Origin of the sequence: Streptomyces sp. NPDC001816 (assembly GCF_042892235.1) — a bacterium.
In the GTDB taxonomy this organism is placed as follows: domain Bacteria; phylum Actinomycetota; class Actinomycetes; order Streptomycetales; family Streptomycetaceae; genus Streptomyces.
Map to the genome: position 1 here is coordinate 250,472 of NZ_JBIATY010000013.1, position 14,919 is coordinate 265,390.

The following is a 14,919-nucleotide window of genomic DNA, read 5'->3' on the forward strand; positions in this document are numbered from 1 at the left end:
CTCACTCCGTGGTGTCGCCGCGCACGATGACCAGGAAGGTGTCCGTCGCGAGGTCCATGACGACCTCGGCGGGCAGGCCTTCGAGCCGCCGGGCGTGCGCGAACTCCTCCGCCGGCCACGATCCGCGCGGGCCGCCTGCGGGAAAGCACTCGAGCACGGTTCGCCCGTTCACCATCTCGCACCTCCAGAAAGCGTCGTACTTCTTGGAGTTAACGCCCTGGAGAAGGTTGACGGCTCGCTCGGTGACGGGACTGAGACATTGTTGACACCTGGTCAGAGCGGACCGTGAGGATCCGTTCACTTTCCGACAGGAACGGCGCATGCGGCGACGGTCTCCCCACGTTCTGTGTCACTCCTCGTACTCGTCGTGGTACCGGAGCCGGTCGCTGCCCGCGGGGTTGCGGCCGAGCGCGGTGAGGTCGAGCAGACCGGTGGTGGCGCCGAGGCCGTCCATCCCCTCGTCGTGCACCGAGTAGGTGTGGAAGACCTGGTCGCGCTCCCGCAGGAAGCAGCTGAGGCCGGGTGAAGGGCGCCCGGGAGACGGCCACGAACGAGGTGTTCCGGGCGCACAGATGGGCGAGGTGGCCGACCTGGTCGCCCTCGAAGACGTACTCCGGGTCGACCTCGACCATTGGACTCACGCGTCCCAGGGCCGACTCGCGCGTCCCGGGGCGGACTCAGGTGTCGTACTCCTGGACGCGCCGTCCGTGGCTCCGGTCGATCAGGGCGGGCAGTCGCCGGCCCAACTCCCGTACGACGGCGGGCACGTCGAGGGTGAGCAGCTCGCGGTCCCGCATCAGGACGCGGCCGTCCACGATGGTGGTGCGGACGTCGGCGGCGCGGGCGCTGTGCACGAGGGTGGCGGCGAGGTCGTGGACCGGCTGGGTGTGCGGGCCGGTGAGGTCGACCAGGATGATGTCGGCGCGCCGGCCGGGGGCGAGCGTCCCGATGCTGCCGCCGAGGCCGACCGCGCGGGCGCTCTGCAGGGTGGCGTGGTGCAGGGCCTGACGGGAGGTCAGCCAGCGCGGGTCGCCCTCGGTGGACTTCTGGATCAGGGAGGTCAGCGCCATCGACTCCCACACGTCGAGGGAGTTGTTGGAGGCGGCGCCGTCCGTGGCGAGACCGACGGGGACGCCGATCGCGCGCAGGGCCCGTACCGGGGTGGTGTCGGGCCAGGCGAACTTGAGGTAGCCGCGGGGTGCGGTCGCCACCGCCGTACGGCCGCCCGTGCGGGCGAGGAGCGGCAGGTCGCGCTCGATGATGCCGGTGCCGTGGGCGACGAGCAGGTCGGTGTCGAGGAGTCCGGTGCGGTCGAGGACCTCGATGGGGGTGACGCCGTGCCGGGCGAGGCTGGTGTCGGTCTGGTCGCGGTTCTCGGCGGCGTGGAGGTGGACGGGCAGGCCGTGGGCGCGGGCGAGTTCGGCGGTGGCGGTGAGGTCGGCGTCCGTGACGGTGTAGGGGGCGTGCGGTGCGAGGGCGGTGGTGATGCGCCCGTCGGCGGCGCCCCGGTGGCCCAGCGCGAACTCCAGTGACCGCTCCCGTCCTTGCGGGCCCTGCGAGGAGAAGTAGGCCTCGCCGAGGTGGGCCCGCATCCCGCACTCGGTGACGACGTCGGCGACCACGTCCATGTGGAAGTAGTGGTCGGCGAAGCAGGTGACGCCGCCGCGGATCATCTCGGCGCAGGCGAGCCGGGCGCCCAGCTCTACATCCTTCTCGGTGAGGTTCGACTCGACCGGCCAGACGACGTCGTTGAACCACTCCCCGGTCGGCAGGTCCTCGGCGAGCCCGCGCAGGGCGACCATCGGCGCGTGCGTGTGGCAGTTGACGAGTCCGGGCATCGCGACCTGCCCGCGCGCCTCGATCCGCTCTGCGGCCGCCAGGTCCGCCGTGGCGGCCGCGGCGCCCGCGGTGGTCACCGCCTCGATCACGCCATCGCGTACGACGATCGCGGCGTCCTCGCGGAAGGCGATCCGCTCCTCCTCGTCGTGCACGAGGACGGTGCAGCCGGTGACGACCAGGTCGGCGGGAGAGGCGCTCATGGGCCCAACGTACGACGGTCCCGTACCGCAAGGTGGGCCGAACCGCCCATCCGGCGCTATGCGGCGACGGGCGGCCGGACCCACTCCTGGCCGTGCTCCAACTCGTCGAGCAGTTCCTGTAGTTGACTGGTGTGCCGTGGGGTGAGGCGGCCGGTGTCGTCGAGGTGCACGGCGCAGGCCGTGGTGGTGTCGACGAGGCGTTCCAGGACGGCGGCGACGGCGTCCGTGCCCTCGGTGTGCCGGGCGAGGGCGGGCAGTTCGGCGGCGGCGAGCGCGATCGCGGTACGGGCCTCGGCGAGGGTGCGGTAGGCCTCGCGGCGCAGCGCCCACCGTTCGGTGCGGTCGCCGGACTCGCTCAGGACGTGCACGAGATAGGCGTGCGCGGCGCTCGCGGCGGCGGCGAGCCGGGCCCGTACCCCGCCGCCCCGCTCCCCCGGCATCGGCAGATGCCCGACGATCAGCACGATCACGCAGGCCAGCAGGGTCTCGCCGATCCGGCTGACGGAGGCCTGCGGCTCGCCGCCGACCATCACCAGGGCCAGGACGAGGACGGTGACGACAGCGGTGAGGGCGCCGAAGTTCCGGGTGGCGACGGGGACGAGCGCCCCGCACACCGCCACCAGCACGATCAGCCCCTCCGGGCGCGGCAGCAGCGCGGCCAGCCCGGCGAACACCAGGGCACCGAGCACGGTCCCGGCGGCCCGGCTCAGCACCCGGGAGGCGAGCGGCCCGAGGTCGGGCTTGACGAGGAAGACGGCGGTGGCGGGCAGCCAGTACCAGTGCTGGTGCTGCCCGTACCAGCGGGTGTGGTGCAGGGCCTGGGCGACGGCGGCGCTGGCCCCGAAGCAGAGGGCGACGCGCAGCCCGTACTCCCGCCCGCCGGTGCCGAGCGCGGCCCGGACGGCGTTCTGGGCACCGCGTCGCCGGGCGAGCGGCCGGTGTGCGCGGCCCGCGGTCCGGTCGAAGGTCTCCGCGGCGTGCAGCAGGGCGTCGTCGAGGGCGCGCAGGGCGGGCGCGGACCTGCTGGGGGCGGGCAGCGGGCCGGTGCCGGTGTTGCCGCGGACGGCTGCGGCGAGCCGCCGGGGCCCTTCCGCTGCGCGCGCGGAGAGGGGCTCGCCCGCCCAGGCGAGGGCCGTGGCAGCCTCGGCCAAGGGCAGCGCTGCGGCGTACTGGGCGTGCAGCCTGCGCTCGGCGGCGGAGCCGGCGTACCGGCGCAGCCGGGGTCCGGCGAGGGCGTCCTGGGCGTGGTCGAGGGCGGCGGTGAGCGCGGCCCGGCGGGTGGTGGCGGTGTCGCCGCCCACGGCGTCGAGCAGCGCGGCGACGGCGTCGTACACATCGGCGACCGCCTCCCGTTCGCCGTCGAACCGGAAGTCCCCGGCGAGCGAACCGGGCGTGGGCAGCGCCAGCCGCAGCAGGAGCAGCCAGCCCGCGCCGACGAGAAAGGCGAGGGCCCGCTGCCAGCCACTCTCGGCCGCCGGCATCCCCGCGCCGATGGCGGCGGCGACGAGCAGCTGGGTACCGGCGGCGGAGGCGACGGGCCCGACGGCACTCATGCCTCCGGCGGCCAGCCCGAGGAGGGTGAGGAAGAGGGTCAGCGGTACGGCGGACAGCAGCTGCCCGGTGTACGTCCCCACGAGCAGCCCGAGGGCGCCGGCCAGCGCGGGCACCCCGAGCCGCCGGACGGAGGCCCGCCTGCTGCCGGGCCGGTCGTTGATGCCGGCGAGCATCGCGGCGATGGCGGCGACGACCCCGTCGGAGACACGCCCCGCGACGACACCGGCGAGCAACAGCGGCCCGGCGGCGAGCGCACCCCGGGTCACCGCGCTCCAGGGGACGGGCCCGCGCTGGGTGCGGAACGCATGGGCGAGCCAAGGGGGCAGGGACAGTACGGCGGGGCGCGGCACGGGGCTCCTGTTCATTCGAGGGCGGGGGTGGGCCTTCGGACGACGGCGGCCGGGCTGCTGGGGGTGTTTCCCACGGTAGATCGCGTTCGCCGAGCAAACGGGACGATCACGTTTCGGGGAGGTGAAAGGTGGCGGGGTGGGGGGTTTCTTTATGAACGCAATGCGCCCGGGGACCTGGCGCCACGGCTGCCCCTCATCTCTCGGGGCCGAGTCCGAGGATCACCTCGGCCTGTCCGATCGCACGCGTCAGCACCTCCGGCTCCGCCCGCAACGCGCCCACCACCTCCTCGATCCGCCGCAGCCCGGCCCGCTCCAGCAGCCGCTTCTCGTTCGTCACCCACTCCCCGCGTGCCGCCAGCACCGCGTGGCCGGCCTGTACGGCGGCGGTGGCCAGCGCGCCGGCGACCTCGGTGAGGCGGGCGTGCGGGGCGTGATTGGCCCTGGCGTAGTCCAGGGTCGCGCGGGCGGTGCCGGACCAGCGCTCCGCCGCGGTCCGGCGCAGTTTCTCCGGGTAGCCGGCCGGGTGCGGCAGTTCGCCGCGCAGTACCCGGTTGACGGCCAGTTCGGCCACGATCAAGTAGCTGGGGATCCCCGCCAGATGGAACAGCAGCGGCTCCACCCGGAACCGTCCCGCCTCCGCCTCCGCCAGCTCGTGCTCGACCATGTCCAGGTCCCGGTAGTGCACGTCGACCCGGCGCCCGTCGATGGGTGGGGGCTCCAGCTGGTGTGAGGGTTCGGTGCGGGGAGCGTAGGGCGGGGGCCGGGTGCGCGGCGACCCGATTGTCAGTGGGGCGCGTTATCAAGGAAGTCGTCACTCATTGTCACGGCGGGGGAGGTCATGGTGACGGCTGGGGAGAGCGGTGCGAGGGTGCGGCGCGGTCATGTGTCGGTCGCCGGGCTGCGGGCTCGCGGGTGGACGGCCGAGCTGGTGCACCGGTTGCTGGGCGAGCCCGATCTGCTGCGCGTCAATCCGTACTCGGCGTCGGCCCCGCGGACCCGGCTCTACCACGTCGAACGGGTCGAAGCGGCGGAGCAGAGCGCCGAGTTCAGGGCCGTGGCGACGGCCGCGGTACGGCGGTCCATCGCGGCGAGGGCCGCCGTACGGCGCAGGCGGCGGGAGGTGTCGGCGAGGGTCGCGGTGGCACGACGGGAGGCGGGCGACGGCACGTCGGACCGGCCGTCCGGGGCCGTTGCCGAGCCGGAAATTCGGGTGCGGAGGCCCGGGCGAGCGCCGGATGATCAGGAGGTTGTCCACCCACCACCCCAGGGGCCGCCATGATTCGCCGAGTGACCGTACCGGGGCTCTTCCCGCCGCCCACCTATGCGCACGCCTCCGTCGTCGAGGCCGGGACGAAGCTGGCGTTCCTCGCGGGAGCCGTGCCGCTCGACGCGAAGGGGGAGGTGGTGGGAGCCGGGGATCCCGTACGGCAGGCGGAGCAGGTGGTCGCCAATCTTCGGGAGCAACTGCGTGCGGTGGGCAGCGACTTGGAGCATGTCGTCTCGACCGACGTGTACGTCGTGAGCGGCGAGCCGTCGGTGCTGTCCGCGGTGTGGGAGGTCGTCGAGGCCTCGGGGCTGAGCCGGGGGCCGCACTCGTCCACGCTGCTCGGTGTCGCCTGCCTCGGGTACACCGGGCAGCTGGTGGAGATCACGGCGACGGCCGTGGTGCCGGAGCGGGAGGAGTGCCGGTGACGGCCGAGATCGTCCTTCGCCGGGCGATGGCGCCGGACGCCCGTGCCGTCGCCGACGTGTGGCTGCGGTCCTACACCGCCGCGTTGCCCTCAGTCGTGCGGCCGCGCTCCGACGACGAGGTGCGCGACTACATCCGGGAGGTCGTGGTGCCGTCGCGGGAGACCTGGGTCGCCGCGACGGGGGGCGGCGAGATCGTGGGCATGATGGTGCTCGCCGGGGACGAGCTGTCCCAGCTGTACCTCGACCCCGACTGGCGCGGCCGGGGCATCGGCGACCGGTTCGTCGCGCTGGCCAAGGAGCGCAGTCCGGGCGGGCTCGGCCTGTGGACCTTCCAGGTCAACAAGCCCGCCCACCGCTTCTACGAGCGGCACGGATTCGTCGCCGTCGAGTACACGGACGGCAGCGGCAACGAGGAGCGGGAGCCGGACGTGCGGTACGTGTGGCGGCCGTGAAGGACGTCCACGTGAAGGACTTCCCCGTAGTGGGCGGCCCTCACCTCCTCGGGCGTGCTCCCCATGTCCTCCCCTTCGGCAGTGGCTTCGCATAGGTGCCCGCCCGGCTGGTCGTCAGCCCCAGCGACACCAGCGACTCCGCCAGCTTCACGGCCGCTCCGACCCCGTCGACCACCGGGAGCCCGAGCTTCTCCCCCACCGCCCGCTGCAGTCCCGTCATCCCGGCGCAGCCCAGGACCAGGACCTCGGCGCCGGCCTCGCGGACCCGTTCGGCCGCGGCGAGGAAGGCGGCCTCGGTGCGGGCCGGGTCGTCGGCGAGGTCGAGGACGCCGAGGCCCGTGCCGATCACGGCGGCGCAGTTGCGGGCCACGCCGGCGGTCTCCAGGCTGTCCTCGATCTGGCCGCGGGACCGCTCGAGGGTGGTGACGACGCCGTACCGCCGCCCGAGGAGGCAGGCCAGGTGGGCCGCGGCCTCGGTGATGTCCACGACGGGCCCGTCCGCCAGCTCCCGTACGCCCTCCCGGCCGTGCTCCCCGAACCCGGCCAGCACGACGGCGTCGTACGACGGGCCGTCATAGGTGCGCAGTGCGTCGAGGACGGCCGCGGCCGAGAGGTAGCTGTCGAGCCAGCCCTCGGCCGATGCCGGACCCCACGCGGGGGTCAGCCCGGTCACGATGGTGCCCGGGCCTGCGGCGGCCCGGGCACCTCGGACGATCTCCTCGGTCATCTCCTGCGTGGTGTTGCAGTTGGTGACGACGATCCGCACGTCCGTCAGACCTCCGCCCCGGCCGTCCGGGCCCGCTCGCCGCGGCACAGCACCGCGTACAGCCCGGCGGCCAGCGCCGTGCCGATGAACCAGGAGTACGGCGCCACGTCGCTGAAGGCCTTGACCAGCGCCAGCACCGCGGCGACCGCGGCCGAGGGCAGGAACGCCCACAGGGCCTTCGGGTTGACGCCCTTGCGGTAGTAGTAGCGGGATCCGGGTGTGGCGTCGAAGAGCTGGTTCACATCGACCCGGCCGCGCTTGACCGCGTAGTAGTCGACCATGATCACGCCGAACAGCGGTCCCAGGAAGGCACCGAGGCCGCCGAGGAAGTAGTTGACCACGGTCGGGTTGGAGAAGAGGTTCCAGGGGGTGACGACCAGGGCGGCCACCGTGCTGATCATGCCGCCGACCTTGAAGGTGATCTTCTGCGGCCAGACGTTGGCCAGGTCGTACGCCGGTGAGACGAAGTTGGCGACGATGTTGACGCCCATGGTGGCGATGGCGAACGTCAGCGCGGCCAGCACCAGCACCCATGTGTTGCCGACCTTGGCGACCAGCTCCGCCGGGTCCGTGATGGCCTCGCCCCAGACCTCCAGCGAGCCCGCGGTGACGATGACGGAGACGACGACGAAGGCGGTGGAGTTGATGGGCAGGCCCCAGAAGTTGCCGCGCCGGACCGTCCTGTAGTCGGGTGCGAAGCGGGAGAAGTCGCAGAAGTTGAGCATCAGCGTGCCGTAGGTGGCGAGGATCAAGCCGATCGCGCCGAACCACTGCCGCCACTGCTCGCCGGCGGAGACCGGGTGCGGGGTGGAGGTGAGCGAGATGCTCCAGTGGGCCTTGGCCAGGACCCAGACCGCCAGCGCGATCATCACCAGCCAGATCGCCGGACCGCAGAAGTCCTGGAACTTTCGCACCGATTCCATGCCCTGACTGATGATCAGCGCCTGGATCAGCCAGAGGGAGACGAAGGAGATCCAGCCGAGGGCGTCCAGGCCGAGGAAGGAGCTGTGGGTGAGGGACTCCAGGCCCGGCCAGGCCGCCAGCAGCATCACGTTGACGGCGACGGAGGCCAGATACGTCTGGATGCCGTACCACATGATGGCGATCACGGCCCGGATCAGAGCCGGGATGTTCGCACCCCAGACGCCGAAGCTGATGCGGCTGACGACGGGGAAGGGGACGCCGTGGCGCTGGCCGACCCTCCCCATCCAGTTCATGCCGACGTAGATGAGCACGAAGCCGACGAGCAGGGAGGTGAAGACCTGCCAGACGTTCATGCCGAGGACCAGCAGGCCGGCGGCGAAGGTGTAGTTGCCGAGGTTGTGGACGTCGGACATCCACATGGCGAACAGATCGAAGACCTTCCAGTTCCGCTGCTCGGCGGGGGCGAGGTCCTCGTTGATGAGGCGGGGATCGGGGACGAACGCTGGGGCGCCGGTGGCTTCGGCGCGGTCGGCGAGGGACACGGGGCCTCCATGGGCGAGGGGACGGAGGAGGACGGCTGTTCATGCGGAGTACCGGACTGCGGGGGGGCCGGACTGTGGGGGGTGCCGAGCGATTCGTTTGGTATACCAAACTGCCTCATGGTCCCGCCGTCAAGCGTTCGGACCGATGTCGTCGCTGTTACTTCTCCGTAAAAGCACCGCCGGGTCGGCGAAGATGGCCCCATGAGCCCCACCACGACGAAGACCGAACCCCTGGGCGCGGTGCGCGAACGGGTCCTCGCGACCCTGCGGCAGGACATCATCGCGGGGCGTCTCGGACCCGGCGAACGGCTCGTCGAGCGGGAGCTGGCCGAACGGTTCGGCGTCTCGCGGGTGCCGGTGCGGGAGGCGATCCGCGCCCTGGTCGCCGAGGGCTTCGTCCTGTTCGAGTCGGCACGCCGTACGGTCGTACGCCGGCTGACCCCGACCGATGTGAAGGAACTCTTCGAGCTGCGCGAGGCGTTGGAGGTGTACGCGGCGGGACTGGCCGCGGCACGGGTGACGCCCGAGGCGCTGGCGGAGCTGCGGGGGCTGCTGACCGAGGCCGCGACGGCGACGAAGGACGGGGACGGCGAGGCGATCACGGACATCAACACCCGCTTCCACGACCGCATCCTGGCCATGGCCGGCAACAGCCTGCTGATCTCTGTCATGGAGCCGGTCGACGGCCGACTGCGCTGGCTCACCCGGCAGAACGAGGAGTGGCCCCAACTGCTCGACGAACACCGCGAGTTGTACGAGGCCATCGCCTCCGGTGACCCGGACCGGGCCCGCGCCCACGCACTCGGCCACGTCCGCGCCAACTACCGCTCGACGGTACGGCACCTATTCGGAACCGAGCCCGACGAAGCCGGCTGAGGCTTCACTACGGCAGCCCGGCCGCGTCGGCCGCCGTGCGCAGCACCTCGCGCAGCATCTCGGGGGTGAGCCGGCCGGTGAAGGTGTTGCGCTGGCTGACATGGAAGCAGCCGAAGACGTCCAGTCCGCCGAGGGCGACCCGGGTGCCGTGGGCGAAGACCGGGCGGGGCCGGGGCACGGGCCAGCCCGCCTCGTCGAACGCGGGCAGCGCCGCCTGCCAGCCGAAGGCGCCGAGCACCACGGCGGCCCTGAGCGTCGGGCGCAGCAGCTTCAGCTCCTGAACGAGCCAGGGGCGGCAGGTGTCGCGTTCCTCGGGGGTGGGCTTGTTGGCGGGCGGGGCGCAGTGCACGGGCGCGGTGACGCGCACGCCGTACAGCTCCAGGCCGTCGTCGGCACGCACGGAGGTGGGCTGCGTGGCGAGCCCCACGTCATACAGTGCCTGGTACAGCACGTCTCCCGAGCGGTCCCCGGTGAACATGCGCCCCGTGCGGTTGCCCCCGTGCGCGGCGGGGGCCAGCCCGATGATCACGAGGCGGGCGTCGGCCGGCCCGAAGCCGGGCACCGGCCGCCCCCAGTAGGTCCAGTCGGCGAACGCGGCCCGCTTGGTCCGAGCCACCTCCTCACGCCACTCGACCAGCCGTGGACAGGCCCGGCACTCCGCGACGCGCCGGTCGAGCCGAGCAAGGGCACAGCTGTCGTCCATACGGCCACCGTATGCCTGGCGCGGACAGCGCCTGCAGCTCGCCCGGAACGTGAGGCCGAGCATCCCGGGTGGGGCCGCCTGCCGGGGGCAGGCCATCAGGGGACGGGAGCTTCCCGGCCCACGAGGTCTCGGGGGCCGGCGTCCTTCGGCACCCGCTGGGCCCGGCTCGCAGAGCACCCCGACTCACCCGGCCCGCCGGGTTCAGGTGGCGCGCTTCGGCACTCCCCTGGAGACGGGCGCTCCCCGGAAAACGCCTCCGGGTCGCCCAGCCCACCGCGTTAAGGTCAGGACATGGCTTCCGAGGATGCGGACGAGAACGTGCAGCGTGACTCCGGCGGAACGGGCGACGCGGCCCCCGCCCAGGGCGCCGAGGGTTCTGGAGCCGCCGGTGCCCAGCCGGTCGACCCGAAGATCGCCGCCGCGGTGGCTGCCGCCGAGGCCGCCGGGCCGGCGAGCGGCGAGACCGTACGGATCGACAGCTGGATCTGGGCCGTCCGCCTGATCAAGACCCGCTCGCTGGGCGCCACCGCCTGCCGTGGCGGGCACGTCCACGTCAACGGCGAGCGGGTGAAGCCCGCCTACTCGGTGCGCGTCGGCGACGAGGTGCGCCTGCGGAACGAGGGCCGGGAGCGGGTCGTGATCGTCAAGCGGCTGATCCGCAAGCGCGTCGGCGCCCCGGTGGCCGCCCAGTGCTACATCGACAACTCCCCTCCTCCCCCGCCCCGCGAGGTCGTGGCCCCCGTCGGCCTCCGCGACCGCGGTGCCGGCCGCCCCACCAAGCGGGACCGCCGCGAGATGGAACGACTGCGCGGGTTGGGCGGCATGGCTGGACTCGGCGGGCCGAGTGGGCCAGGCGGACAGAGCGGACCGAGCGGGATGGCTGGCCCGGGCGGGTCAGGCGGGTCGGACAGGGCGCAAGGGCCCGGCGGGCGGGGCGGGAGGGGCGGGCGGCCCCGAGGTCGGTGAGTCACCGCCCGCGTGTGCATCTTCCCCATGTCCCAGCGCACCGTCCCGGCACATCTTCCCGGCACACCAGTGACTGTGTCCGCACACGGTGACGCCGGCCAGGCCCCCGTGCCCCGGCCGACGTCACCTGCGCTGTCCGGCACGGTCACGCCCGTCGGCCTGTCCGCTGCAGCAGCCGCAGCAGGTCCGCGTTGTGCCCGCGCCGGGACCAGGCGATCAGGACGAGCGGCACGATCAGGATCAGCGGGGTCGCCGCGTACTGACCGTCGAAGACGGTGAGCTGGACGACGAACGCACCCACCATCAGCGCGCTCAGCGCGATCGCCGCCACCGACTGCAGCACCGGCACCAACAGCGCGACCGCGCCGGCCAGTTCGAGCGCGCCGATGGTGTACATGCCCACACTGCCCCAGCCCATCTTGTCGAAGGACTCGACGGCCGACGGGTGCGCGATCAGCTTGGGCAGGGCGCTCGCGATGCCGAAGAAGAGCGCCAGCAGCACCTGCACCGCGCGCAAGGCGATCCGGGCGCGGCGACCGCGCGTGGTCACGGAAGCGGCGGAAGGAGCGGAAGGGGCGGAGGCGGTGGTCTCGGACATGAGGGTCTCCCGGGTGAGGCGGTTCCGATTGCTGTCACCGAGGTAGACCGCCCGCAGTCCGAAAACTCATCGCTCCTACGCGGCCGGTACCGCCCTGACCCACATCCCGTCGGGAGTCAGATAGGCGTCCACCTCCAGCCCCGCCTCGGCCAGCGCCTCCTCGAACTGCTCCTTCGTCAGGGGCCGGGCCAGGAAGGTCTGGGTCCAGACCGCGTCCGGGAACACGTACTCGGCGCGCACCGAGTTCACCCCGTCGCCGACCGGTTCCGAGGACGCGATCCGCACGGTGAAACCGCTCGGGTCGTCCCGCTCCCTCGGCACGTTCGTGTGGTAGTCCGCGCCCTCCCGCTGGATGAGCACGCAGCCGCCCTCCGCCACATGCCGGGCGCAGGCGCGCAGTATGCCCCGCCTCACCTCGACGTCACCGCTGTGCACGAGGAACGACGCGAGCATCACCACGTCGAATCTCTCGTCCAGGTCCAGCTTCTCGATCGGGGCGCATATCGTGCGTGCCCCTCGGACGTGGGCGAGCATCTCGGCGGACTCGTCCACCGCCGTGACCGTGAAGCCGCGCTCCAGCAGGGGGTGGGTCATCCGACCCGCTCCGCTGCCCAATTCCAGGATGTGCGCCCCTGCGGGCACCGCCGCGGCGATGACGTCCGGCTCGTCGCCCACCGGCAGCCGCGTGTACAACTCGACCGCGCAGCCGTCCGGAGTGATCGCACCGGGTCCGGTTCCCTCGTATCCCTCACGCATTTCGACTGTCATGCCCGAACAACGGGCAGCCTCCGCACGCCCGTTCCCGCCCAGCCCCGGTTCACTCCTTCGAGTCATTCACCGCGCAGCGGGAACTCCTGAAGCGGAAACCAGCCGTGCCCGATGTACCAGTGCCCTCCGGCCCGCAGATGGTCGCCGACCGCCCGCTCCACGGACGTGCGCCGCGGCAGCTGGGCGACCGGCAGGTCCGGGTCCCCGAAGACGAACTGGACGGGCTCGGTGTCGGCCGGTTCCGTGTCCCCACGGGCGATGCGGAAGCGTTCCTGGAAGCGGACGATGTTGGACTGTGCGGGCAGGTACCGCTTCAGCTGGGGGTCGAGCAGCCAGGAATGGCACAGTACGGCCTCGGGGCGCTCCTCGGGGAAGTGCAGGGCGAAGAACTCCCGGGCCTGCGCCAGGGAACGGTCGCAGGCGGACGGCGTCAGCGGGCCGTGGAAGTCGGGTATGTGCAGGTTCAGGCAGGGTGCGCCGGGGGCCGCGTCCAGACCGGCCGCCGCGATCACCGGCGCGGTGTGCTGCCCGAGTCGCGCCCGCTCGAACTGCAGCCGCCCCAGCTGGTACAGCTCCCCGCGGAAGTGACGGGCGAGCCAGCGCGGCGACTGCACCCCGGCCCTGCCGTGCCGTCTGCGGTGCACGGCCAGGTGACGGCCCAGGTCGGCCAGGGTCCGCCGGGAGATCTCGGCCGGGATGCCGCGTTCCCGGTGGTGGGCGAGGGTGTACGGGAGCGCGGCGACGAAGACGTACACGGCGAAGGTGCCGTGCAGCGCGGGCGGAGCGGATGCGAGCAGCTCGGCGAGGTCGGGTGTGCGGCCCGTCTCGCCGGGGTCCCGGAGCAGCTCTTCGACGCCCTGTTCGAGGAGGCGCCGCGTGCCCGGGTCGCCCGTCACCGTGCGGCGCAGCGCGACCAGTTCGTTGATCTCCTCGTGCGGCACGGCCAGGTCGAGGAGGACTTCGGGCAGGTCGTCGGCGTCCGGCAGCACGGCGCATCCCCTTCGACGAATGTCGTTGATGAACGTCCCCGCCGAAGAGTACGTTGCAAGGAGGAGTGGTGATCCGATGCGTACGGGCAGTGAGCCGGCGACCGCGCGCAGTGCGCTGCGAGCGCGCTTCTGGCTGAGCGTGTGGGGGCTGGTCTGGGCGATCTTCGGAACCGCGGTGTTCGCGCTCGTCGGGCGCCCCGGCTGGGCGGCCGCCTGCGGGGTGCTGTGGCTGGTGGCCACCGTCGACATGACCATGATCCTCAGGCACATCCGGCAGGGCCCGCACTACCAGCCGGGCAGGGACGTACCGCCGTACCAGCCGGTGGACCCGACCTACCCGCGGCCGAGCAGCCGGCCCTACACGCGCCCGCATCGGCCCCGGCACCCGTGACGGCGGCCTGAGGACACCTCGGCGCGGACTCCTCGGCGCGCCCCAGCACGGACCCGTCGGGCACGGCCTTCTCGGCGCTGATCCGTCAGCGCGGACTCCTCAGCGCGCGCCCGGCGCGGACCCAGCACGAACCCGTCAGCACGGAGCCCCCGACGCCCCCCGGCACGGACCCGTCAGCACGGAATCCCCGCCGCGGCCCCGCCGGTGGTCAGGACTCGAAGCCGGCCGCCTTCACGTACTCCGGGTTGGGGTCGAGCGCCGCGGCCAGCCGGAAGTGACGCTTGGCCTGGTCGGCGCGGCCCTGGCGTTCGTAGGTGCGGGCGAGCGCGAAGTGCGCGAACGCGTTGTCCGGCTCCCGCTCCAGCACGATGGTGAACTCGAGTTCGGCGGGCCGCAGTTGCGCGGCCGCGAAGAAGGCACGCGCACGCAGCAGCCGGGCCGCGGTGTTCTCGGGATGTGCGGCGATGACTCCGTCCAGCAGCTTCACCGCACCCCGCGGATCCCGCGCATTGAGCAGCTGCTCGGCGGCACGGAAGTCTATGACATGCGTCTCCGGAGTGCGTCCGGTCGAACCGCTGGTCTCGGGCACGGCAAAGTCCTTCCCTCACTGCGGCGGTTCAACGCCCTGACGCGAACGGCTATTCCGCGCCACCGCCGCGCGGCCCCCCGCCCCCGGATGCCGCACGCGGCTCGCGCGCCCGGCACACGAGGTCGTCCCAGACCTCCGCCACGCGCTTGCGCAGCGCGTCCAGGGGTACGTCGTTGTCGATCACGATGTCCGCGATCTCCCGGCGCTGCTCACGAGTGGCCTGCGCGGCCATACGCGCGCGTGCGTCGTCCTCGGCCATCCCGCGCAGCCGGACGAGCCTGTCGAGCTGGGTCTCGGGGCTCGCGTCGACGACGACCACCAGGTCGTACAGCGGCGCCAGGCCGTTCTCGGTGAGGAGCGGCACGTCGTGGATCACGACGGCGTCCTCGGCCGCGGCGCTCTCCAGTTCGAGGGAGCGGGCGCCCACCAGGGGATGCACGATCGAGTTGAGGACGGCCAGCTTCTCGGGATCGGCGAAGACGATGGAGCCGAGTGCGGGCCGGTCCAGGCTGCCGTCCGAGGCGAGGATCCCCTCGCCGAAGACCTCCACCACGGCCGCGAGCCCGGGCGTCCCGGGCGCCACGACCTCACGCGCGATGCGGTCGGCGTCGATCAGCACGGCCCCGTGCTCCACGAGCAGCCGCGACACCTCGCTCTTGCCGGCACCGATGCCGCCGGTCAGGCCCACTTTCAGCATGAGCGGAAGCTTAGGCCCTGCCG

17 protein-coding genes and 2 pseudogenes are annotated in these 14,919 nt (G+C 72.7%); 5 read left to right on the forward strand and 14 right to left on the reverse strand.

The annotated features are described in order from the left end of the window. Position 1: 1 nt before the first annotated feature. From ACFYZZ_RS36550 to ACFYZZ_RS36575, 6 genes and pseudogenes are all read right to left on the reverse strand, one after another. Positions 2-175: a hypothetical protein gene (locus ACFYZZ_RS36550; RefSeq protein ID WP_386574138.1), complete on the reverse strand. Its 174-nt coding sequence runs from the start codon at positions 173-175 to the stop codon at positions 2-4. A 174-nt stretch (positions 176-349) separates the two neighbouring features. Beyond that, a pseudogene (locus tag ACFYZZ_RS36555) lies at positions 350-635 on the reverse strand (DUF899 family protein); the annotation flags it as partial. A 42-nt stretch (positions 636-677) separates the two neighbouring features. After that, positions 678-2,039: an amidohydrolase gene (locus ACFYZZ_RS36560; protein ID WP_389185649.1), complete on the reverse strand. Its 1,362-nt coding sequence runs from the start codon at positions 2,037-2,039 to the stop codon at positions 678-680. 56 nt (positions 2,040-2,095) lie between these two features. Beyond that, entirely contained in the window at positions 2,096-3,958 is a 1,863-nt protein-coding gene (locus ACFYZZ_RS36565) for an FUSC family protein (protein ID WP_389185652.1), read from the reverse strand. A 178-nt stretch (positions 3,959-4,136) separates the two neighbouring features. After that, a pseudogene (locus ACFYZZ_RS36570) lies at positions 4,137-4,649 on the reverse strand (nucleotidyltransferase domain-containing protein); the annotation flags it as partial. Positions 4,650-4,945: 296 nt separating this feature from the next. Next, entirely contained in the window at positions 4,946-5,110 is a 165-nt protein-coding gene (locus ACFYZZ_RS36575; RefSeq protein WP_389185655.1) for a hypothetical protein, read from the reverse strand. Positions 5,111-5,218: 108 nt separating this feature from the next. Between ACFYZZ_RS36575 and ACFYZZ_RS36580 the strand changes: the two genes are divergently transcribed. Next, positions 5,219-5,635 carry a RidA family protein gene (locus tag ACFYZZ_RS36580; protein ID WP_389185657.1) on the forward strand — a complete coding sequence of 139 codons (417 nt, stop codon included), beginning with the start codon at positions 5,219-5,221 and terminating at the stop codon, positions 5,633-5,635. A 26-nt stretch (positions 5,636-5,661) separates the two neighbouring features. Beyond that, positions 5,662-6,087, forward strand: coding sequence for a GNAT family N-acetyltransferase (locus ACFYZZ_RS36585; protein ID WP_389185771.1), 426 nt, complete (start codon positions 5,662-5,664; stop codon positions 6,085-6,087). A gap of 40 nt (positions 6,088-6,127) precedes the next feature. Here ACFYZZ_RS36585 and ACFYZZ_RS36590 read toward each other — a convergent pair whose 3' ends face one another. Both ACFYZZ_RS36590 and ACFYZZ_RS36595 read right to left on the reverse strand, forming a co-directional pair. Continuing rightward, on the reverse strand, positions 6,128-6,853 hold the full coding sequence (locus ACFYZZ_RS36590; protein WP_389185659.1) for an aspartate/glutamate racemase family protein: 726 nt from the start codon (positions 6,851-6,853) through the stop codon (positions 6,128-6,130). A gap of 5 nt (positions 6,854-6,858) precedes the next feature. After that, a complete protein-coding gene (locus ACFYZZ_RS36595) occupies positions 6,859-8,319 on the reverse strand; it encodes an NCS1 family nucleobase:cation symporter-1 (protein WP_389185662.1) in 1,461 nt (486 codons plus the stop codon). 201 nt (positions 8,320-8,520) lie between these two features. Between ACFYZZ_RS36595 and ACFYZZ_RS36600 the strand changes: the two genes are divergently transcribed. Beyond that, a complete protein-coding gene (locus ACFYZZ_RS36600) occupies positions 8,521-9,195 on the forward strand; it encodes a GntR family transcriptional regulator (RefSeq protein WP_389185665.1) in 675 nt (224 codons plus the stop codon). Between the two features lie 7 nt (positions 9,196-9,202). Here ACFYZZ_RS36600 and ACFYZZ_RS36605 read toward each other — a convergent pair whose 3' ends face one another. Then, a complete protein-coding gene (locus ACFYZZ_RS36605; protein WP_389185668.1) occupies positions 9,203-9,898 on the reverse strand; it encodes a uracil-DNA glycosylase in 696 nt (231 codons plus the stop codon). Between the two features lie 291 nt (positions 9,899-10,189). Here ACFYZZ_RS36605 and ACFYZZ_RS36610 point away from each other — a divergent pair, with 291 nt between their 5' ends. Next, positions 10,190-10,864 carry an RNA-binding S4 domain-containing protein gene (locus ACFYZZ_RS36610; RefSeq protein WP_389185671.1) on the forward strand — a complete coding sequence of 225 codons (675 nt, stop codon included), beginning with the start codon at positions 10,190-10,192 and terminating at the stop codon, positions 10,862-10,864. Between the two features lie 145 nt (positions 10,865-11,009). Here ACFYZZ_RS36610 and ACFYZZ_RS36615 read toward each other — a convergent pair whose 3' ends face one another. The 3 genes from ACFYZZ_RS36615 to ACFYZZ_RS36625 all read right to left on the reverse strand — a co-directional run bounded on the left by ACFYZZ_RS36615 (position 11,010) and on the right by ACFYZZ_RS36625 (position 13,219). Then, the gene (locus ACFYZZ_RS36615; protein WP_389185674.1) at positions 11,010-11,462 is read right to left on the reverse strand and encodes a DoxX family protein; all 453 of its coding nucleotides are present in this window, start codon (positions 11,460-11,462) and stop codon (positions 11,010-11,012) included. A 75-nt stretch (positions 11,463-11,537) separates the two neighbouring features. Continuing rightward, positions 11,538-12,218, reverse strand: coding sequence for a class I SAM-dependent methyltransferase (locus ACFYZZ_RS36620; protein ID WP_389185774.1), 681 nt, complete (start codon positions 12,216-12,218; stop codon positions 11,538-11,540). 74 nt (positions 12,219-12,292) lie between these two features. Next, positions 12,293-13,219, reverse strand: a complete 927-nt coding sequence (locus ACFYZZ_RS36625) for an acyltransferase domain-containing protein (protein ID WP_389185677.1) — start codon at positions 13,217-13,219, stop codon at positions 12,293-12,295. A 76-nt stretch (positions 13,220-13,295) separates the two neighbouring features. Here ACFYZZ_RS36625 and ACFYZZ_RS36630 point away from each other — a divergent pair, with 76 nt between their 5' ends. Further along, positions 13,296-13,610, forward strand: coding sequence for a DUF6343 family protein (locus ACFYZZ_RS36630; protein WP_389185679.1), 315 nt, complete (start codon positions 13,296-13,298; stop codon positions 13,608-13,610). Positions 13,611-13,818: 208 nt separating this feature from the next. Here ACFYZZ_RS36630 and ACFYZZ_RS36635 read toward each other — a convergent pair whose 3' ends face one another. After that, the gene (locus tag ACFYZZ_RS36635) at positions 13,819-14,199 is read right to left on the reverse strand and encodes a tetratricopeptide repeat protein (protein WP_386574155.1); all 381 of its coding nucleotides are present in this window, start codon (positions 14,197-14,199) and stop codon (positions 13,819-13,821) included. Positions 14,200-14,248: 49 nt separating this feature from the next. Then, the gene (gene coaE, locus ACFYZZ_RS36640) at positions 14,249-14,896 is read right to left on the reverse strand and encodes a dephospho-CoA kinase (protein WP_389185682.1); all 648 of its coding nucleotides are present in this window, start codon (positions 14,894-14,896) and stop codon (positions 14,249-14,251) included. Positions 14,897-14,919: the final 23 nt, after the last annotated feature.